The 14,782-nt window shown below is 72.7% G+C and carries 15 protein-coding genes; 11 read left to right on the top strand and 4 right to left on the bottom strand.

Annotation, left to right across the window (positions count from 1 at the left end; translation table 11 throughout):
- The first annotated feature begins 335 nt into the window (after window positions 1–335).
- Genes ACZ42X_RS29680 through ACZ42X_RS29670 form a run of 3 tightly spaced genes read left to right on the top strand, consistent with a single transcriptional unit; the run spans window position 336 to window position 2,758 of the window.
- Window positions 336–1,178: an ABC transporter substrate-binding protein gene (locus ACZ42X_RS29680; protein ID WP_468296386.1), complete on the top strand. Its 843-nt coding sequence runs from the start codon at window positions 336–338 to the stop codon at window positions 1,176–1,178.
- Window positions 1,175–1,975, top strand: coding sequence for an amino acid ABC transporter permease (locus ACZ42X_RS29675; protein WP_468296384.1), 801 nt, complete (start codon window positions 1,175–1,177; stop codon window positions 1,973–1,975). The genes ACZ42X_RS29680 and ACZ42X_RS29675 overlap by 4 nt, the downstream gene beginning before the upstream one ends.
- A 12-nt stretch (window positions 1,976–1,987) precedes the next feature.
- Window positions 1,988–2,758, top strand: coding sequence for an amino acid ABC transporter ATP-binding protein (locus ACZ42X_RS29670; protein WP_468296381.1), 771 nt, complete (start codon window positions 1,988–1,990; stop codon window positions 2,756–2,758).
- On the opposite strand, the gene ACZ42X_RS29665 is transcribed toward ACZ42X_RS29670, so the two are convergent.
- Window positions 2,755–3,378, bottom strand: a complete 624-nt coding sequence (locus tag ACZ42X_RS29665) for a DUF6629 family protein (RefSeq protein ID WP_468296379.1) — start codon at window positions 3,376–3,378, stop codon at window positions 2,755–2,757. The two genes, ACZ42X_RS29670 and ACZ42X_RS29665, sit on opposite strands and share 4 nt — an antisense overlap.
- Before the next feature lie 48 nt (window positions 3,379–3,426).
- Between ACZ42X_RS29665 and ACZ42X_RS29660 the strand changes: the two genes are divergently transcribed.
- From ACZ42X_RS29660 to ACZ42X_RS29640, 5 genes are all read left to right on the top strand, one after another.
- Window positions 3,427–4,278, top strand: a complete 852-nt coding sequence (locus tag ACZ42X_RS29660) for a GNAT family N-acetyltransferase (RefSeq protein ID WP_468296376.1) — start codon at window positions 3,427–3,429, stop codon at window positions 4,276–4,278.
- A gap of 170 nt (window positions 4,279–4,448) precedes the next feature.
- On the top strand, window positions 4,449–5,186 hold the full coding sequence (locus tag ACZ42X_RS29655; RefSeq protein ID WP_468296373.1) for a nucleotidyltransferase family protein: 738 nt from the start codon (window positions 4,449–4,451) through the stop codon (window positions 5,184–5,186).
- On the top strand, window positions 5,183–5,437 hold the full coding sequence (locus ACZ42X_RS29650; RefSeq protein ID WP_468296371.1) for a hypothetical protein: 255 nt from the start codon (window positions 5,183–5,185) through the stop codon (window positions 5,435–5,437). Before ACZ42X_RS29655 ends, ACZ42X_RS29650 begins: the two co-directional genes overlap by 4 nt.
- On the top strand, window positions 5,434–6,216 hold the full coding sequence (locus tag ACZ42X_RS29645) for a metallophosphoesterase family protein (protein WP_468296368.1): 783 nt from the start codon (window positions 5,434–5,436) through the stop codon (window positions 6,214–6,216). Before ACZ42X_RS29650 ends, ACZ42X_RS29645 begins: the two co-directional genes overlap by 4 nt.
- 112 nt (window positions 6,217–6,328) lie before the next feature.
- Window positions 6,329–7,987 (top strand): catalase, encoded by a 1,659-nt coding sequence (locus ACZ42X_RS29640; protein WP_468296366.1) that lies wholly within the window; start codon window positions 6,329–6,331, stop codon window positions 7,985–7,987.
- A gap of 135 nt (window positions 7,988–8,122) precedes the next feature.
- Here ACZ42X_RS29640 and ACZ42X_RS29635 read toward each other — a convergent pair whose 3' ends face one another.
- Complete coding sequence (locus ACZ42X_RS29635) at window positions 8,123–8,938, bottom strand: SDR family oxidoreductase (RefSeq protein WP_468296363.1); 816 nt, start codon at window positions 8,936–8,938, stop codon at window positions 8,123–8,125.
- 139 nt (window positions 8,939–9,077) lie between these two features.
- Here ACZ42X_RS29635 and ACZ42X_RS29630 point away from each other — a divergent pair, with 139 nt between their 5' ends.
- From ACZ42X_RS29630 to ACZ42X_RS29620, 3 genes are all read left to right on the top strand, one after another.
- Window positions 9,078–10,313 carry an FUSC family protein gene (locus ACZ42X_RS29630; protein WP_468296360.1) on the top strand — a complete coding sequence of 412 codons (1,236 nt, stop codon included), beginning with the start codon at window positions 9,078–9,080 and terminating at the stop codon, window positions 10,311–10,313.
- 90 nt (window positions 10,314–10,403) lie between these two features.
- Window positions 10,404–11,576 (top strand): spore photoproduct lyase family protein, encoded by a 1,173-nt coding sequence (locus ACZ42X_RS29625; protein WP_468296359.1) that lies wholly within the window; start codon window positions 10,404–10,406, stop codon window positions 11,574–11,576.
- Between the two features lie 109 nt (window positions 11,577–11,685).
- Entirely contained in the window at window positions 11,686–12,882 is a 1,197-nt protein-coding gene (locus ACZ42X_RS29620; protein WP_468296356.1) for an amidohydrolase, read from the top strand.
- Between the two features lie 54 nt (window positions 12,883–12,936).
- Here the strand turns inward: ACZ42X_RS29620 and ACZ42X_RS29615 are convergent, their stop codons facing one another.
- Both ACZ42X_RS29615 and ACZ42X_RS29610 read right to left on the bottom strand, forming a co-directional pair.
- Complete coding sequence (locus tag ACZ42X_RS29615; RefSeq protein WP_468296353.1) at window positions 12,937–14,403, bottom strand: aminotransferase class I/II-fold pyridoxal phosphate-dependent enzyme; 1,467 nt, start codon at window positions 14,401–14,403, stop codon at window positions 12,937–12,939.
- A 62-nt stretch (window positions 14,404–14,465) separates the two neighbouring features.
- Entirely contained in the window at window positions 14,466–14,777 is a 312-nt protein-coding gene (locus ACZ42X_RS29610; RefSeq protein ID WP_468296350.1) for a hypothetical protein, read from the bottom strand.
- Window positions 14,778–14,782: the final 5 nt, after the last annotated feature.

The following is a 14,782-nucleotide window of genomic DNA, read 5'->3' as shown; positions in this document are numbered from 1 at the left end:
GGGCTCACTCATCACGTGGGGTTCGGAATGTCGCCCCTTCAAGCTCCGCCGCCCGGCGTCCCGGCGGCATGAGGCGCCGGCCCCCATGCGGCCCCTGTCCCGGCCCGGAGGTCCCGGGACAGGCCGCCCGTGACCCCCTGGGCCCCGGGCCCCGGGCTGCCGTCCCCACCGGCGGCCGTACCCGCGACCGGACCGGCGTCCGCGCCAACGACCGGACCGGCGTCCGCACAGGCGTACGCAAACGCCGCGACGTCCCGGCCGGGGTGGCATACGATCATGGTCGGCGGTCGCCTCACCCGGTACCGTCCGCCGCTCCCCGGTCATGGAGGTCAACCGTGCTCAGGACAACCGTCGGCAAGCGCGCCCCTCGTCCCCGTACCGCCCTCACCGCCTGTGCCACCGTGGCCGGCCTGGTGCTGGTCGCCGGGTGCGGCAACGGCGACGAGGGACCCGGTGAGGCCGCGGGCGGAGTGCCCGTCGTCGAGAAGGGCAAGCTCACCGTCTGCACCCATCTGCCGTACCCGCCCTTCCAGTTCGAGCGGAACGGCGAGATCGTCGGCTTCGACGTGGCGCTGGTCGACCTCGTGGCGAAGAACCTCAAGGTCGAACAGAAGATCCTCGACACGCCGTTCGAGAACTTCAAGACGGGCGCGTTCCTCAACTCCGGCAAGTGCGACCTCGCCGCCGCCGGCATGACGATCACCGACGAGCGCAAGAAGAACGTCGACTTCTCCGTCCCCTACTTCGACGCCACCCAGGCCCTCCTGGCGAGCAAGAAGAGCGGCGCCACCACCCTCGCGGACGTCAAGGCGAAGAAGCTGAAGCTGGGCGCGCAGGCGGAGACCACCGGCGAGAGCTACGCCACGAGCCAGGGCTTCGACCCGGTGGCGTTCGAGAGCTCCGACGCCGTCCTCAACGGGCTGCGCACCGGGCAGGTCGACGCGGTCGTCATCGACTACCCGGTCGTGCAGGGCTGGCTGAAGGAGAAGGCCACCGCAGACGCGTTCGCGCTCGGGCAGAACATCGAAACCGGTGAGCAGTACGGCTTCTCGGTGAAGAAGGGCAACGACAAGCTCCGCGCCGCGATCGACAAGGCGATCACCGACGCCAAGGCCGACGGCACGTACAAGAAGGTGTACGAGGAGTGGATCGGCCCGATGCCCAAGGGCGTGTCGTGACCTCACGGCTGACGCGGCGCCAGCGGCGGCGGATCTCGCAGGGGGTGCAGTACGCGGTCTTCGTCGCCGCCCTCGTCCTGCTCGGCGTCCTGGCGGACTGGGACCGCCTGCAGAACCAGTTCGCGCAGGCGGACCTGGCCACCCGGCTCTTCCCCGACATCATCACCACCGCGCTGCGCAACACGGTGGTGTACACCGTCTCCGGGTTCGTCTTCGGTCTCGTCCTGGGCCTGCTCATCGCCCTGATGCGGCTGTCGTCGGTGGCGCCGTACCGGTGGGCCGCGGGCGTCTACATCGAGACCTTCCGGGGCCTGCCCGCCCTGCTGATCTTCATCTTCGTGGGGGTCGCCGTACCGCTGGCGTTCCCCGGTACGGAGATCCCCGGCGGTACGTACGGCAACGTCGCCCTCGGCCTCGGGCTGGTGGCCGCGGCGTACATGGCGGAAACGATCCGGGCGGGCATCCAGGCCGTGCCGAAGGGCCAGATGGAGGCGGCACGCTCGCTGGGCTTCTCGCACGCCCGCGCCATGGTGTCGGTGATCCTCCCGCAGGCGTACCGGATCATCATTCCCCCGCTGACCAACCAGCTGGTGCTGCTGTTCAAGGACTCCTCACTGGTGCTGTTCCTCGGGGTGACGCTGCAGGAGCGGGAGCTGACCAAGTTCGGGCGGGACCTGGCCAGCCAGACCGCGAACTCCACGCCCATCCTCGTCGCCGGGCTGTGCTACCTGCTGGTGACGATTCCGCTGAGTTTCCTGGCCCGGCGGCTCGAAGCCCGTGCCGCCAGGGCGAAGTGAGGGGACGAGCCGATGCCAGAGAACGAGATCGAGATCCGGGGCCTGTACAAGTCCTTCGGTGCCAACGAGGTGCTGCGCGGCATCGACCTGGACGTGGCCGCCGGTGAGGTGGTGTGCGTCATCGGGCCGTCCGGCTCCGGCAAGTCGACGCTGCTGCGCTGCGTGAACCTGCTGGAGGAGCCGACCAGGGGCACGGTGTTCGTGGGCGGTACCGAGGTCACGGACCTCGACGTCGACATCGACGCCGTACGCCGCCGGATCGGCATGGTGTTCCAGCAGTTCAACCTCTTCCCGCACGTGACGGTGACCGAGAACCTCACGCTGCCGCAGCGGCGGGTGCTCGGGCGAGGCAAGGAGCACGCGGCGAAGGTCGCACGCGAGAACCTGGCGCGCGTCGGCCTCGCCGACAAGGCGGACGCCTATCCGGCGCAGCTGTCCGGCGGGCAGCAGCAGCGGGTGGCGATCGCCCGGGCGCTGGCGATGGGCCCGGAGGTGATGCTCTTCGACGAGCCGACGTCGGCGCTCGACCCGGAGCTGGTGGGCGATGTGCTGTCGGTCATGCGGATGCTGGCGGCGGAGGGCATGACGATGATGGTCGTCACGCACGAGATGAGCTTCGCCCGGGAAGTCGCCGACCGGGTGGTCTTCATGGACGGCGGCGTGATCGTCGAGGAGGGCCCGGCCGCGCAGGTGGTCGGCGACCCGCGCCACGAGCGCACCCGCCACTTCCTCACCCGCATCCTGGACCCGGCCGCGGCCCCCGGCCCCGAGGAGAAGTCCTAGGCGGAGTCCGGGGAGTGGGTCCGCACAGCCCGGACCAGCAGCAGCGCCGACGCGACGGCGGCGAAGGCGCACCAGGTGGAGACGAACTCCAGGCGCCACAGCAGGAGGCACACCACCGCGCCCGCCGCCACGACCGCGCCGAGCAGCCGCAGGAGCCCGTCCCGCGCCAGCAGCAGCGCGCCGACCGTCGCCACGAGGTAGCCGGCGATCAGCAGCGGCGCGTACGGCAGGTCGAGGACGTACCCGACGGTGCGGCCGCGGATCTCGGCGGTGACGGGCCGGGTCGCGAGGCAGTACGCCAGGGCGGCGGCCGTCACGGCTCCGGCGGCGGCCGGGGCCGCGAGGCGCCGCCGGCCGCCCGGCGGCGCGGCGGCCAGCACGCCGAGCGGCACCCACACCGGCAGCAGCGGCAGCGCGATCACCGCCCAGGCGAGGGTCGCCGGGCCGCTGCCGCCGCCCGCCCGCCACACGGCGGCCTCCACGATCTGGTGGGCGCCGAGGAGCAACGGCAGCGCGGCGAGCGGCAGTTCGCGGGCCCGGCGCGCCCGCGCCGTACAGGCCACGCCGATCGCGGCGACGACCGTGCCCGCCGCCAGATCGGCCGTGGCGCTCCAGCACATGGTGGGTAGCGTACGGGGGCAAGCGATCAACGGCCCGGAGGAGAACCCATGGCAGGGCTTCAGGTGTCGCGCGCGACACCGGCGGACTGGTCGACCGTGCACGCGTGGGCCGTGGCGGAGGGGTGGAACCCCGGCCTGTCCGACGGGCCGTGCTTCTTCGCGCAGGACCCCGACGGGTTCTTCGTGGGCCGGCTCGACGGGGACCCGGACCCGGTGTCGGCCGTCTCGGTCGTCCGGTACGACGACCGGTACGCCTTCCTCGGCTTCTACCTGGTCCGCCCGGACCTGCGCGGGCGCGGCCACGGCGTGGCCACCTGGAAGGCGGCGCTCGCGCACGCCGGGGACCGCACGGTCGGCCTGGACGGGGTACCGGACCAGCAGCACAACTACCGGCGCTCGGGCTTCGGCCTGGCCTACCGCACGGCCCGATGGACGGGTACCGCGACCGGGGCTGCGGGCCGGACCGCACCGGGGGTGGTGCCCGTGGCGGAGGTCGATGCCGCCGCGCTCGCGGCGTACGACAGCGCCTGCCACCCGGCCGAGCGGCCGCGGTTCCTGGAGCGCTGGCTCACCGCGCCCGGGCACCGGGCGCTCGCGCGGGTCGTCGACGGGCGGCTGCGGGGGTACGGAGTGATCCGACCGGCACACGAAGAGGCCCGGATCGGGCCGCTGTTCGCGGACACGGCGGCCGACGCCGAGGCGCTGCTGGACGCGCTCACCGCCGCCTCCGGCGCGACGCGGATCGCCGTGGACGTGCCCGAGACGAACCCGGCCGCCGTCGCGCTGGCGCGGGGGCGGGGGCTGGCGCCGTCGTTCGAGACGGCCCGCATGTACACCGGGCCGGTGCGTCCGGTGGCGCGGGAGCGGATCTTCGGCGTCACCTCCCTGGAGCTGGGCTGAGGGTCGCCGTGGCGTGGCCTTCGACACCGGCGGTCGCCGCTCGTCTCGTACGGCGAGGACGGCACCATCCGGGTGTTTCCTTTCAATGATCCCCTCGGATGGGGGGTCGTTTCGCGCATTGCGGGTACCCGGACCCCCTCCTGCAGCCGAGGAGGGGAGGACGGAGCACCGTGACACATCATTCGCACGACGCCACCCGGCCCGAGGGGCCGGCGGAACCGGCCGGGCTGCGGCTGGCCGGGGGCAGAGCGGTGGAGGGCGACCCCGCCGCCGTGCCGTTGGACGTCGCCATGGGCGGCGGAGGGGCGGCCGGGGACGCCTGGCTGCCACGGGACAGGATGCAGGCCATCCTGGAGGCCACCAAACAGGTGGCGGGGCTGCTCAAGGGCGCCGGGCTCCGGTTCGCCCTGGCGGGCAGCGTCGCGGCGTACGCCCACGGCGTGCCGGGCAACCTGCAGCACGACACCGACTTCGCGATCCTGCGCGAGGACGCGGAGGAGGTGGCCCGGGTGCTGGAGGGCGCCGGGATCCCGGTGCGCAAGCCGCCGGAGGACTGGCTGATCAAGGCGACGGCCCACGGCGAGAACATCGACCTGATCTTCGAGCTGGCCCGGCACCCGGTGACGCCCGACCTGCTGGAGCGCGCGGACGTCCTGCCGGTCGACTCGGTGCGGATGCCGGTGCTCGCGCCGACGGACCTCGTGGGCAGCCTGCTGGCGGCCTTCTCCGAGCACCACTGCGACTTCGGGGCCGTCCTGCCGATCGCCCGGACCCTGCGGGAGAAGATCGACTGGGATCTGCTGCGGCGCGAGAGCCGGGGGTCCGCGATGCCCGAGGCGTTCCTGTTCCTGTTGGAGCGCCTGAACGTGATCGAACCGGTCACCGAACGACGGGAGGGACCGTCATGAGCGCGGCCGACACCGCCGACTACCGCATCGCCCACTTGCGGGACCGGCTGGCCAGCGAGGACATCGCCGAGCTCGGCGTACGCATCGAGCAGCGCGGGGTGGGTGTGATGTTGTACGGCACCGTCTCCAGCTCCGCCTGCCGCACCGAGATCCTGCGGATCGCCCAGGAGGAACTGGCCGGGCTCCCGCTGCGCGAGGACCTGGTGGTGGCCTCCTCGAACCCGCCCGACCACTCCGAGGAGCTGTCGTGATCCGAGTAGCAGCCGTCGGCGACATCCATCTGGCGCCGGACAGTGGCGGAACGCTGCGACCCGCCTTCGAGACGCTCAGCGAGTGCGCGGACCTCCTGCTGCTGGCGGGGGACCTGACGCGGCACGGGACCGTCGAGGAGGCGGAGGTGGTCGCCGGGGAGGTGCGCGGGCTCGGCGTGCCCGTCGTGGCGGTCCTGGGCAACCACGACTACCAGAGCGATCAGGAGACGGAGGTGACGGCGGCGCTGGACGCCGCCGGTGTGACGGTGCTGGAGGGCCAGGGCACCGTGCTCTCCATCGACGGGGTACGGGTCGGCGTCGCCGGGACCAAGGGGTTCTGCGGCGGTTTCGCCGGGCGCAGCGGCGGTGAGTTCGGCGAGCCGGAGATGAAGTCGTTCATCCGCTACACGCGGCGCTGCGCGGACGGCCTGCGGGGGTCGCTGGAGACCCTGGACGAGGCCGGTTGCGCGGTGCGGATCGCCCTGACGCACTACTCCCCCGTGCCGGACACGCTGGCGGGCGAGCCGCTGGAGATCTACCCGTTCCTGGGCAGCTACCTGCTCGCCGAGGCGGTGGACGAGGCGGGCGCGGACCTGGCCGTGCACGGTCACGCGCACATGGGTGTCGAACACGGCATGACCAGCGAGGGGATCCGGGTGCGCAACGTCGCCCAGCCGGTGATCGGCCGGGCCTTCGCCATCTACCACCTGCCGGTGCACACGGCGTCCGGGGACGGGGAGGGCACGCGGACGCGGGAGCGGGCGGGGGCGGTGCGGTAGTCGCGGCAGTGGCGCAGCGCTCGCGTTAGTCCTCCACGAAGCGGGGGTAACGGAGGATACTGCGACACATCGGACCAAACCGTAGAGATGGCATCAAAAGGAGCCGAGGATCGTGACGGACGTATCGAGCCGGGGTCCCGCGCCCGGCGACGACCGGAAGGTGCTCACCAACCGCCAGGGGCACCCGGTCTACGACAACCAGAACCAGCGCACCGTCGGCGCCCGCGGCCCGGCGACGCTGGAGAACTACCAGTTCCTGGAGAAGATCAGCCACTTCGACCGGGAACGCATCCCCGAGCGTGTCGTCCACGCCCGCGGCGTCACCGCGTACGGCTACTTCGAGGCGTACGGCGCCTGGGGCGACGAACCGATCAGCCGCTACACCCGCGCCAAGATCTTCCAGGAGCGCGGCAAGCGCACCGACCTGGCCGTCCGCTTCTCGACGGTGATCGGCGGCCGCGACTCCTCGGAGGCCGCTCGCGACCCGCGCGGGTTCGCCGTGAAGTTCTACACCGAGGACGGCAACTGGGACCTGGTCGGCAACAACCTGGGCGTGTTCTTCATCCGGGACGCCATCAAGTTCCCGGACGTGATCCACTCGCTCAAGCCCGACCCGGTCACCTTCCAGCAGCAGCCGCGCCGGATCTTCGACTTCATGTCGCAGACCCCGGAGTCCATGCACATGCTGGTGAACCTCTTCAGCCCGCGTGGCATCCCCGCCGACTACCGCCACATGCAGGGCTTCGGCGTCAACACGTACAAGTGGGTCAACCAGGAGGGCAACACCGTCCTGGTCAAGTACCACTGGATGCCCAAGCAGGGCGTGCGCAGCATGACCGAGGAGGACGCGGCCAACGTCCAGGCCGAGAACCTGGGGCACGCCACCAAGGACCTGTACGAGGCGGTCGGGCGCGGCGACTACCCCGAGTGGGAGCTGCTGGTCCAGATGATGGAGGACCACGACCACCCGGAGCTGGACTTCGACCCGCTGGACGACACCAAGACCTGGCCGGAGCAGGAATTCCCGCCGAAGCCGGTGGGCAAGATGGTGCTCAACCGGATGCCGGAGAACTTCTTCGCCGAGAACGAGCAGATCTCCTTCGGCACCGGCGTCCTCGTGGACGGGCTGGACTTCTCCGACGACAAGATGCTGGTCGGCCGGACCTTCTCGTACAGCGACACCCAGCGCTACCGGGTCGGCCCGAACTACCTCCAGCTTCCGGTCAACCAGGCCAAGAACGCCGACGTGCGCACCAACCAGCGCGACGGCTTCATGACCTACCGCCAGGACGGCCACGGCGAGAACCCGGACGTCAACTACGAGCCGTCGATCAGGGGCGGGCTGCGCGAGGGGCAGTACCCCACGCACGACGAGCAGGGCCCGGAGATCCGGGGCCGGCTCACCCGCAAGCGGATCCCGCGCACCAACGACTACCTGCAGGCCGGGCAGCGGTACCTGCTGATGGAGCAGTGGGAGCGCGACGACCTGGTGCGCAACTTCGTCAACGCCCTGAAGCAGTGCGACCGCCCCGTGCAGGAGCGGATGGTCTGGCACTTCCTGCTGGTCGAGAACGACCTCGGGCTCCGGGTCGGCGAGGGCCTGGGCATCAGCCCGCAGGACGTCGCCCACCTCGAACCGCTCGCGAGCCAGGACCTCACCGAGGAGGACCGCAAGCGGCTGGCGAACCTCGGGGAGAACGCACCCCGGGACGTCGAAGGCCTGACGATGACGCACTGCGTGCCGGACGAGCGGCATGTGGTGACGCGCTGACGCGCTGACGGCGCACGACGAGGGCCCGCCCGGCTGTTCGGGCGGGCCCTCGTCGTGCGCCGCGCTCAGGGCTCGGGACTCAGGGCTCGGGACTCAGGGGCGGCGCGGGGCTTCGGGCTCAGGGGAGCGCGGGGCTCAGGGGCGGCGCCAGGCGTCGCTCTCCAGGTGGGACCCGGCCTGCGGGCCCATCCGCAGCATCCCGCCGTCCACAACCCAGGACGCACCGGTGACGTACGAGGACTCCTCCCCCGCGAGGAACGCGATGACCGAGGCGACCTCGCGCGCGTCGCCCGGCCGGCCCAGCGGTACGCCCGGCCGGGACTTCCGGGTCACGTCCTCGTCCTCCTGGCCCGTCATGGGCGTGGCGATCTCGCCGGGAGCGACCGCGTTCACGGTGATGCCGTGCTCGGCCAGCTCCAGCGCCATCACCTGGGTGAGTAGCCCGAGGCCGCCCTTGGCGGCGCAGTAGGGCGCGGCGCCGACCCGCGGCTGGTGCTCGTGCACCGAGGTGACGTTGACGATCCGGCCGCCCCCGCCCTGGCCGATCATGCGGCGTGCGGCGATCTGGCCGCAGAGGAACGGCCCGATCAGGTCGACGTCGAGGACGCCGCGTACGGTCTCGTACGCCATGTCCAGGAAGGGCGTGGCCGTGCCGGTGCCGGCGTTGTTGACCAGGACGTCGATGCGGCCGAGCTCCTCGGCGAGCCGGTCGACCGCGTCCGCCGCGTCCGGCAGCTTGGTCAGGTCCATGTGGGTGACGGCGGCCCGGCGCCCGTGTGCCCGTACCTCCTCGGCGGTCCGCCGGGCGCCCTCCTCGTCGGTGTGCCAGGTGATGCCGATGTCCATGCCCTCGGCGGCGAGCCGGACGGCGGTGGCGCGGCCGATGCCCGAGTCGGACCCGGTCACGACGGCGACGGGGGTGTGGGCTCGGTCGCGGGCGGGTGAGTGCATCGCTCCTCCTCGACGGTGGTCACTCGACGGTGGTCAGGGCTTTGGCGGTACCACGTCACCCGGGCGGCAAACGCGGGCGTCCGGGCGGTTACCGGGACGCGTGTGTACTGAGTGACTGATGATCGGGCAGGGGAATGAAATGCCAGAAGTATCAGCTCCTGTGATCAAACTGGTGCGGCGGACGACCGAACCTGTCGCAGCTCAGACCATTCGCTCGACCGCCGCGGCCGTCATCTCGTTCGTCGTCGCACTGGCCGTCCTGCCCGACCAGCCCTCTCCCCTGACGGCGCCGCTCACGGCGCTGCTGGTCGTGCAGGTCACGCTCTACTCGACCCTGACCACCGGCATCCGGCGGGTGAACTCGGTCGTGGTCGGCGTCCTCATCGCCATCGGCTTCTCGGCGCTGGTCGGACTGACCTGGTGGAGCCTCGGCCTGACGATCTTCACCTCGCTGATCATCGGACGGCTGGTACGGGTGGACGAGTTCGTACCGGAGGTGGCCATCAGCGCCATGCTGGTCCTCGGCGTGTCGCAGATCGCCTCCATGGCCTGGCACCGGGTGCTGGAGACGCTGATCGGCGCCGGGGTCGGCCTGCTGTTCAACCTGCTGTTCGCGCCACCCGTGTGGGTGCAGAGCGCCGGGGCCTCCATCGACGGCCTGGCGCGCGGGATGGGCCGGATGTTCCGGACCATGGGCGACGAGATCGGCGCGGGGCACATCCCGTTCGCGCACGCGGCGGCCCGGCTGCACGAGGCGCGGCGGCTGGACCACGACATCGTGGAGGTCGACGCCTCGCTGCGGCAGGCGGAGGAGAGCCTCATGTACAACCCGCGGGTGCGGGAGGGGCTGCTGTCGCGGATCGTGCTGCGTACCGGCCTGGACACGCTGGAGATCTGCGCCGTGGTGCTGCGGGTGCTGACCCGCAGCCTGACCGACCTGGCGAAGTTCCGCACCGAGGAGTCGCTGTTCCCGCCGGACGTGGCCGACGGGCTCAAGGAGCTGTTCGGGCAGATGGCCGACGCCATCGAGAGCTTCGCCCGGCTGATCACCACGCAGGTGGCGGCCAACGCCGAGCGCGCCGAGGAGCGGCTGACCGAGGCGCTCGCCGCGAGCCGGGCCACCCGCGACCGGGTCGCCGACATGCTCCTGGAGGACGTACAGGAACACCCCCGGCAGTGGCAGCTGCACGGGGCGCTGCTCGCCGAGATCGACCGCATCCTCGACGAGCTGGACCTCGACAAGCGCAGTGAGCGCCTCATGGAGGAGCTGGACCGCCGCTCGGCCGAGCTGGGCGAGCGGCACCCGCGGTTCCTCGCCGTGGGCCGCCGGCTGCGCAGCCGCCGCGCGGAGCGCCGCCCCCGGGTGGAGGCGTAGACCGGGGGCCGGGGCGGAGGGCCTTCGGCGCGGCCGGTGTCAGAGGGGGGTGGCACGCTGGAGGGAGTGCCGCCGCCCCGTGGAGAACCGATGCACCGCCCGCCCCCGCCCCCGCCCCCGCCGCCCGATGGCCCGGACGCCCTCTTCGGCCTCCAGGAGCTGCTGGGCACCACCGAGGAGCCGGAGCCCCGGCCGGAACCGGGAGGTCACGAGCTCCTCGACGTGACCGAGATCCACGCCGAGCCGGCCGCCGCGCTGTCCCCGCGCGGACGCGCCATCATCGGACGGTTCCCCGGCGCGCGCCTCGTCGAGGTGGGCTCCCACTGGAACATCCCGCACCTGCACGGCAACGAGGGCAACGCGGACCGCTGGGTGCGCGTGAAGCGGCAGACGCTCGTGCTGGGCGTCCGCAAGTCGTTCGACGTCCGCCCGAACGGCCGCTCCGCCGACTGGATCGCCCCCGGCGCCTCCAACGGGTGCGCCATGGCCTGCGCGTACTGCTACGTGCCCCGGCGGAAGGGCTACGCCAACCCGATCACCCTCTTCACCAACGTGGAGGACATCATCGGGGCCCTGGACCGCCACATCGACGGGCTGGGGCCCAAGCCTGAGCCCAACCAGTGCGACCCCGACCGGTGGGTGTACGACATCGGCGAGAACGGCGACTGCTCGGTGGACGCGCTGATCGGCGACGGCACCGCCGCACTCGTCCACGCCTTCCGGCACCGGCCCACCGCCAAGGCGTCCTTCGCCACCAAGTACGTCAACCGCGAGCTCCTCGGCCTCGACCCGCGCGGCGCCACCCGTATCCGCTTCTCCGTCATGCCACCCGCCGACTCGCGGCTCCTGGACATCCGTACGAGCCCGGTGGCGGACCGGATCGCGGCGGCGGGCGATTTCCTCGCCGCCGGGTACGAGGTGCACTTCAACCTCTCCCCCGTCGTGGTCCGGCCCGGCTGGGAAGCCGACTGGGCCGACCTGCTGCGCCACATGGACGACGTCCTGCCTCCCGCCGTCAAGGCGCAGGCGGCGGCCGAGGTCATCATGCTCACGCACAACCGCGAGCTGCACGAGGTGAACCGGACCTGGCACCCGCGCGCCGAGGACGTCCTGTGGCAGCCCGCCCTGCAGCAGGCCAAGCGCTCCCAGAACGGCGCCCGCAACGTCCGCTACCGCAACGAGGTCAAGCGTGAGTCGGTCGCGCGCCTCACGGCGCTGATCGGCACCCACGCGCCCTGGCTGCGCGTGCGGTACGCGTTCTGACCCGACGCGTACGGCTCCGGGGGCATCGGGCGGCGGAGGCGTGGAACACGTCCGCCAGGCCGTGCGAGAGCGCCGGCCCGACCGACCGCCGTCCCGAGGAGGCCCCGACGTGTCCGACGCCCTCGAGCCCGTGTACGCCCGCGTCCGCCAGGAGGTCGCCGCGCGTGCCGACCGGTTGTGGGAGGTCGCCCTCGCGCTGCACCGCGACCCGGAGACCGCCTTCGAGGAGCACCGGGCGGCGCGGCTGCTCTCCGGTGAGCTGGAGGCCGCCGGGTTCGACGTGGAGCGGGGCGTCGCCGGCCTGCCGACGGCGTTCGCCGGCCGGACCGGTGGCGGCGGGCGGCCTCGCGTGGCGCTGCTGCTGGAGTACGACGCGCTGCCCGGCCTCGGCCACGCCTGCGGCCACAACCTGATCGCCGCGGCCGGTCTGGGCGCGGCGCTCGCCGCGGGGGCGGCGCTCGGCCGGGTCGAGGGCTCGCTGCTGGCCGTCGGCACGCCGGCCGAGGAGCACGGCGGCGGCAAGGTCGTCGAGGTGGAGGCCGGGCTCTTCGGCGAGGTCGACGCCGCGCTGATGGTGCATCCGGGCGTGTACGACTGGACATGGGCACCGCTGACGGCCAGCGCGCAGCTGCGGGTCGGCTTCCACGGCCGCGCCGCGCACCCCACGGGCAACCCGACGGAGGGCATCGACGCGCTCGGCGCCCTCATCCAGCTGTTCAACACCCTGCCGGTGCTGAGCAGGAGGCTGCCGCCCGGCTCCCACGTCCAGGGCATCGTCTCGGACGGCGGCCGCGCCACGAACATCGTCCCGGAGTACGCCGAGGGCCTCTTCGGGCTGCGCGGCGGCACCACGGCGGCCCGGGAGGAGCTGGAGGCGGAGCTGCGCTCCTGCGCGCAGGGCATCGCCCTCGCCACCCGTACGACGGTGGACGTGGAGCGGGTGGGCGAGGGATACGAGCACTTCCGCGACAACGACGTGCTGTCCGGCCGGTTCGCGGACCACATCGAGCGGTCGGGGCTGCGGCTCTCGGAGCCGGTGCCGGGCATCTACCTCGGCTCGTCCGACATCGGCAACGTCAGCAACCGGGTGCCCGCGATCCACCCGTGGGTCTCGATCATGGACCCGGAGGACGGCGCGGACCACACCCCGCGGTTCGCGGCCGCGGCCGCTTCCCCGCGCGCGCGGCGGGCCATGCTCGCGGCCGCCGAGGCGCTCGCCTGTACGGCGGCGGACGTCCTGCTGCGTGCGGAGGTGCGGGAGCGGGCGTGGGCCTGCCTGCGGGACAAGGCCGCGGCCGGGCTGTGACCCGGGCCCGCCGCCGGTGGTCCGGTTCGGCCGGGTGCCGTGGGCGTCGTTCAGTCAGTCCTCGATGGACACCCGGATGCTCTTGACCTCCGTGTCCGCCGCGTCCGGCACGACCATGCCCGCGTCGACGCCGCTGCGCAGGTAGCGCAGGACCTCGGCGTTGAGGCGTTCGCCGGGCAGGGCCGCCGGGATGCCGGGCGGGTACGGGGTGAGCATCTCGGCGGTGACCCGGCCGACCGCCTTCTCCCACGGAACCTGCTCGGTCCGGCCGAAGAACGCGTCCCGCGGCAGCAGCACCTGCTCCAGCCGCAGCTCGGCCGGGTCGGGCACCTCGATCTCGGGGGCGGGGCGCATCTCGTCGGCGTGGGCGGCCGCTTCCGCCAGGGCGGTGACGAGGGCGTCCGCGCTCGCCTCGTCGTCCGCGTGGGTGAGCTGAGCGCTGCTGCGGCGGTGGTCGGAGAGGTGCAGGTTGATGTGGTGCTTCTCGCGCAGCCGGTCGGCGACGCGGTAGCCGGTCGTACCGAGGGCGGTGATGTCGACGATGACCTGGAGCGGGTCCATGTCGGAGGCGCGGCCGGGCCCGCAGAAGTCGTCGCGGCCGTGCACGTGCAGGCCGTCGATGTCGGCGATCCGCGCCCGTACGGACTTGGCGAGGGCGAGCGCGTCGTCGTAGAGGGCGTGGCCGTGTTCGACCATCTGGCGGCGCCAGCCGTCGAGGGCCGCGTAGACGAGTACCGAGGGGCTGGTGGTGCCGAGGAGGTCCTCGCGGTTCTTGAGGACCTCGGGCTTGATGAGGTCGCCCTGAAGGTGGAAGACCGAGCTCTGTTCCAGCCCGGAGCCCATCTTGTGGACGGAGGTGACGCAGACGTCCGCCCCGGCGTCCATGGCCCAGGTCGGCAGGTCGGGGTGGAAGGGCAGATGGGCGCCCCACGCCTCGTCGACGATGAGGGGCACGCCGTGCTCGTGGCAGACGCGCGCGATGCCGGGCAGGTCGGAGCAGGTGCCGTACGGCGTCGGCGTCGTCACCAGCGCACCGCGCGCGTCGGGGTGCTCGGCGAACGCGGCACGGAAGGCCTCGGGGGACGGGGGGTGTGCCAGGTGGCGTTCGGCGTCCCACTGCGGGTCGACCCAGATGGGCACGATGCCGGCCAGGACCAGCCCGGAGACCACCGCCTTGTGCGCGTCGCGCCCCACGAGCAGCTTCTCGTGCGGGCCCGCGACCGACAGCATCGCCGCCTTCACGGACAGGGAGCTGCCGCAGGTGGAGAAGAAGGTGTGCTCCGCGCCCACCGCGTCGGCCATCAGCTCCTGGGCGTGCTCGACGATGCCCTTCGACGACATCCGGTCGTCGAGGCCGCTGGTGGCCAGGACGTCGGAGAGGAACACGGCGTCGCCGAGCACCGCGCGCACGCGGGGATCGGCCCCGCGCCCCTGTTTGTGCCCGGGCGGGGTGAAGGGGGTCTGGTTCTCGGCGTGGTACGCCCGCAGGGCGTCGAGTACGGGTGCCTTCGAGTGGTCCATGTAGTCGCGGGTGCCCGCGCGCCCGCCCAGGAAACGGGACCGCCCGGGGCGCGCGCCCGTGCTCAGGGCCGCGGGTTGGTGCGCTGCCAGCGCGGGCGGGCGTCCGGGCCGCGGCGGCCGGCGACGGAGGCGCAGCGCGGGCAGAGCCGCTGGACGCGGTCGGCGGCGCCGCCCGACTCCGGGAAGGTGTCGGTCCAGGTGAGGTGGGGGAAGCGGGCCAGTTCGGAGCGGCTGAGGGAGAGGCCGCAGACCGTCTGGTTGAGGCCCGGTTCCCAGGCGTGGACCTCGCCCGCGGGCAGTCGGCGGCGGCCGCCGTCCTCGTCGGTCCACTGGCCCGAGGCGGCGACCGCGTACCGCTTGGCGCGCGGGGCCATGGGCG

The sequence above is a fragment of the Streptomyces sp. NPDC030862 genome, assembly GCF_055571835.1.
The sequence above is the reverse complement of the archived record's forward strand: the minus strand, read 5'-3'. Positions and strand labels throughout refer to the sequence as shown.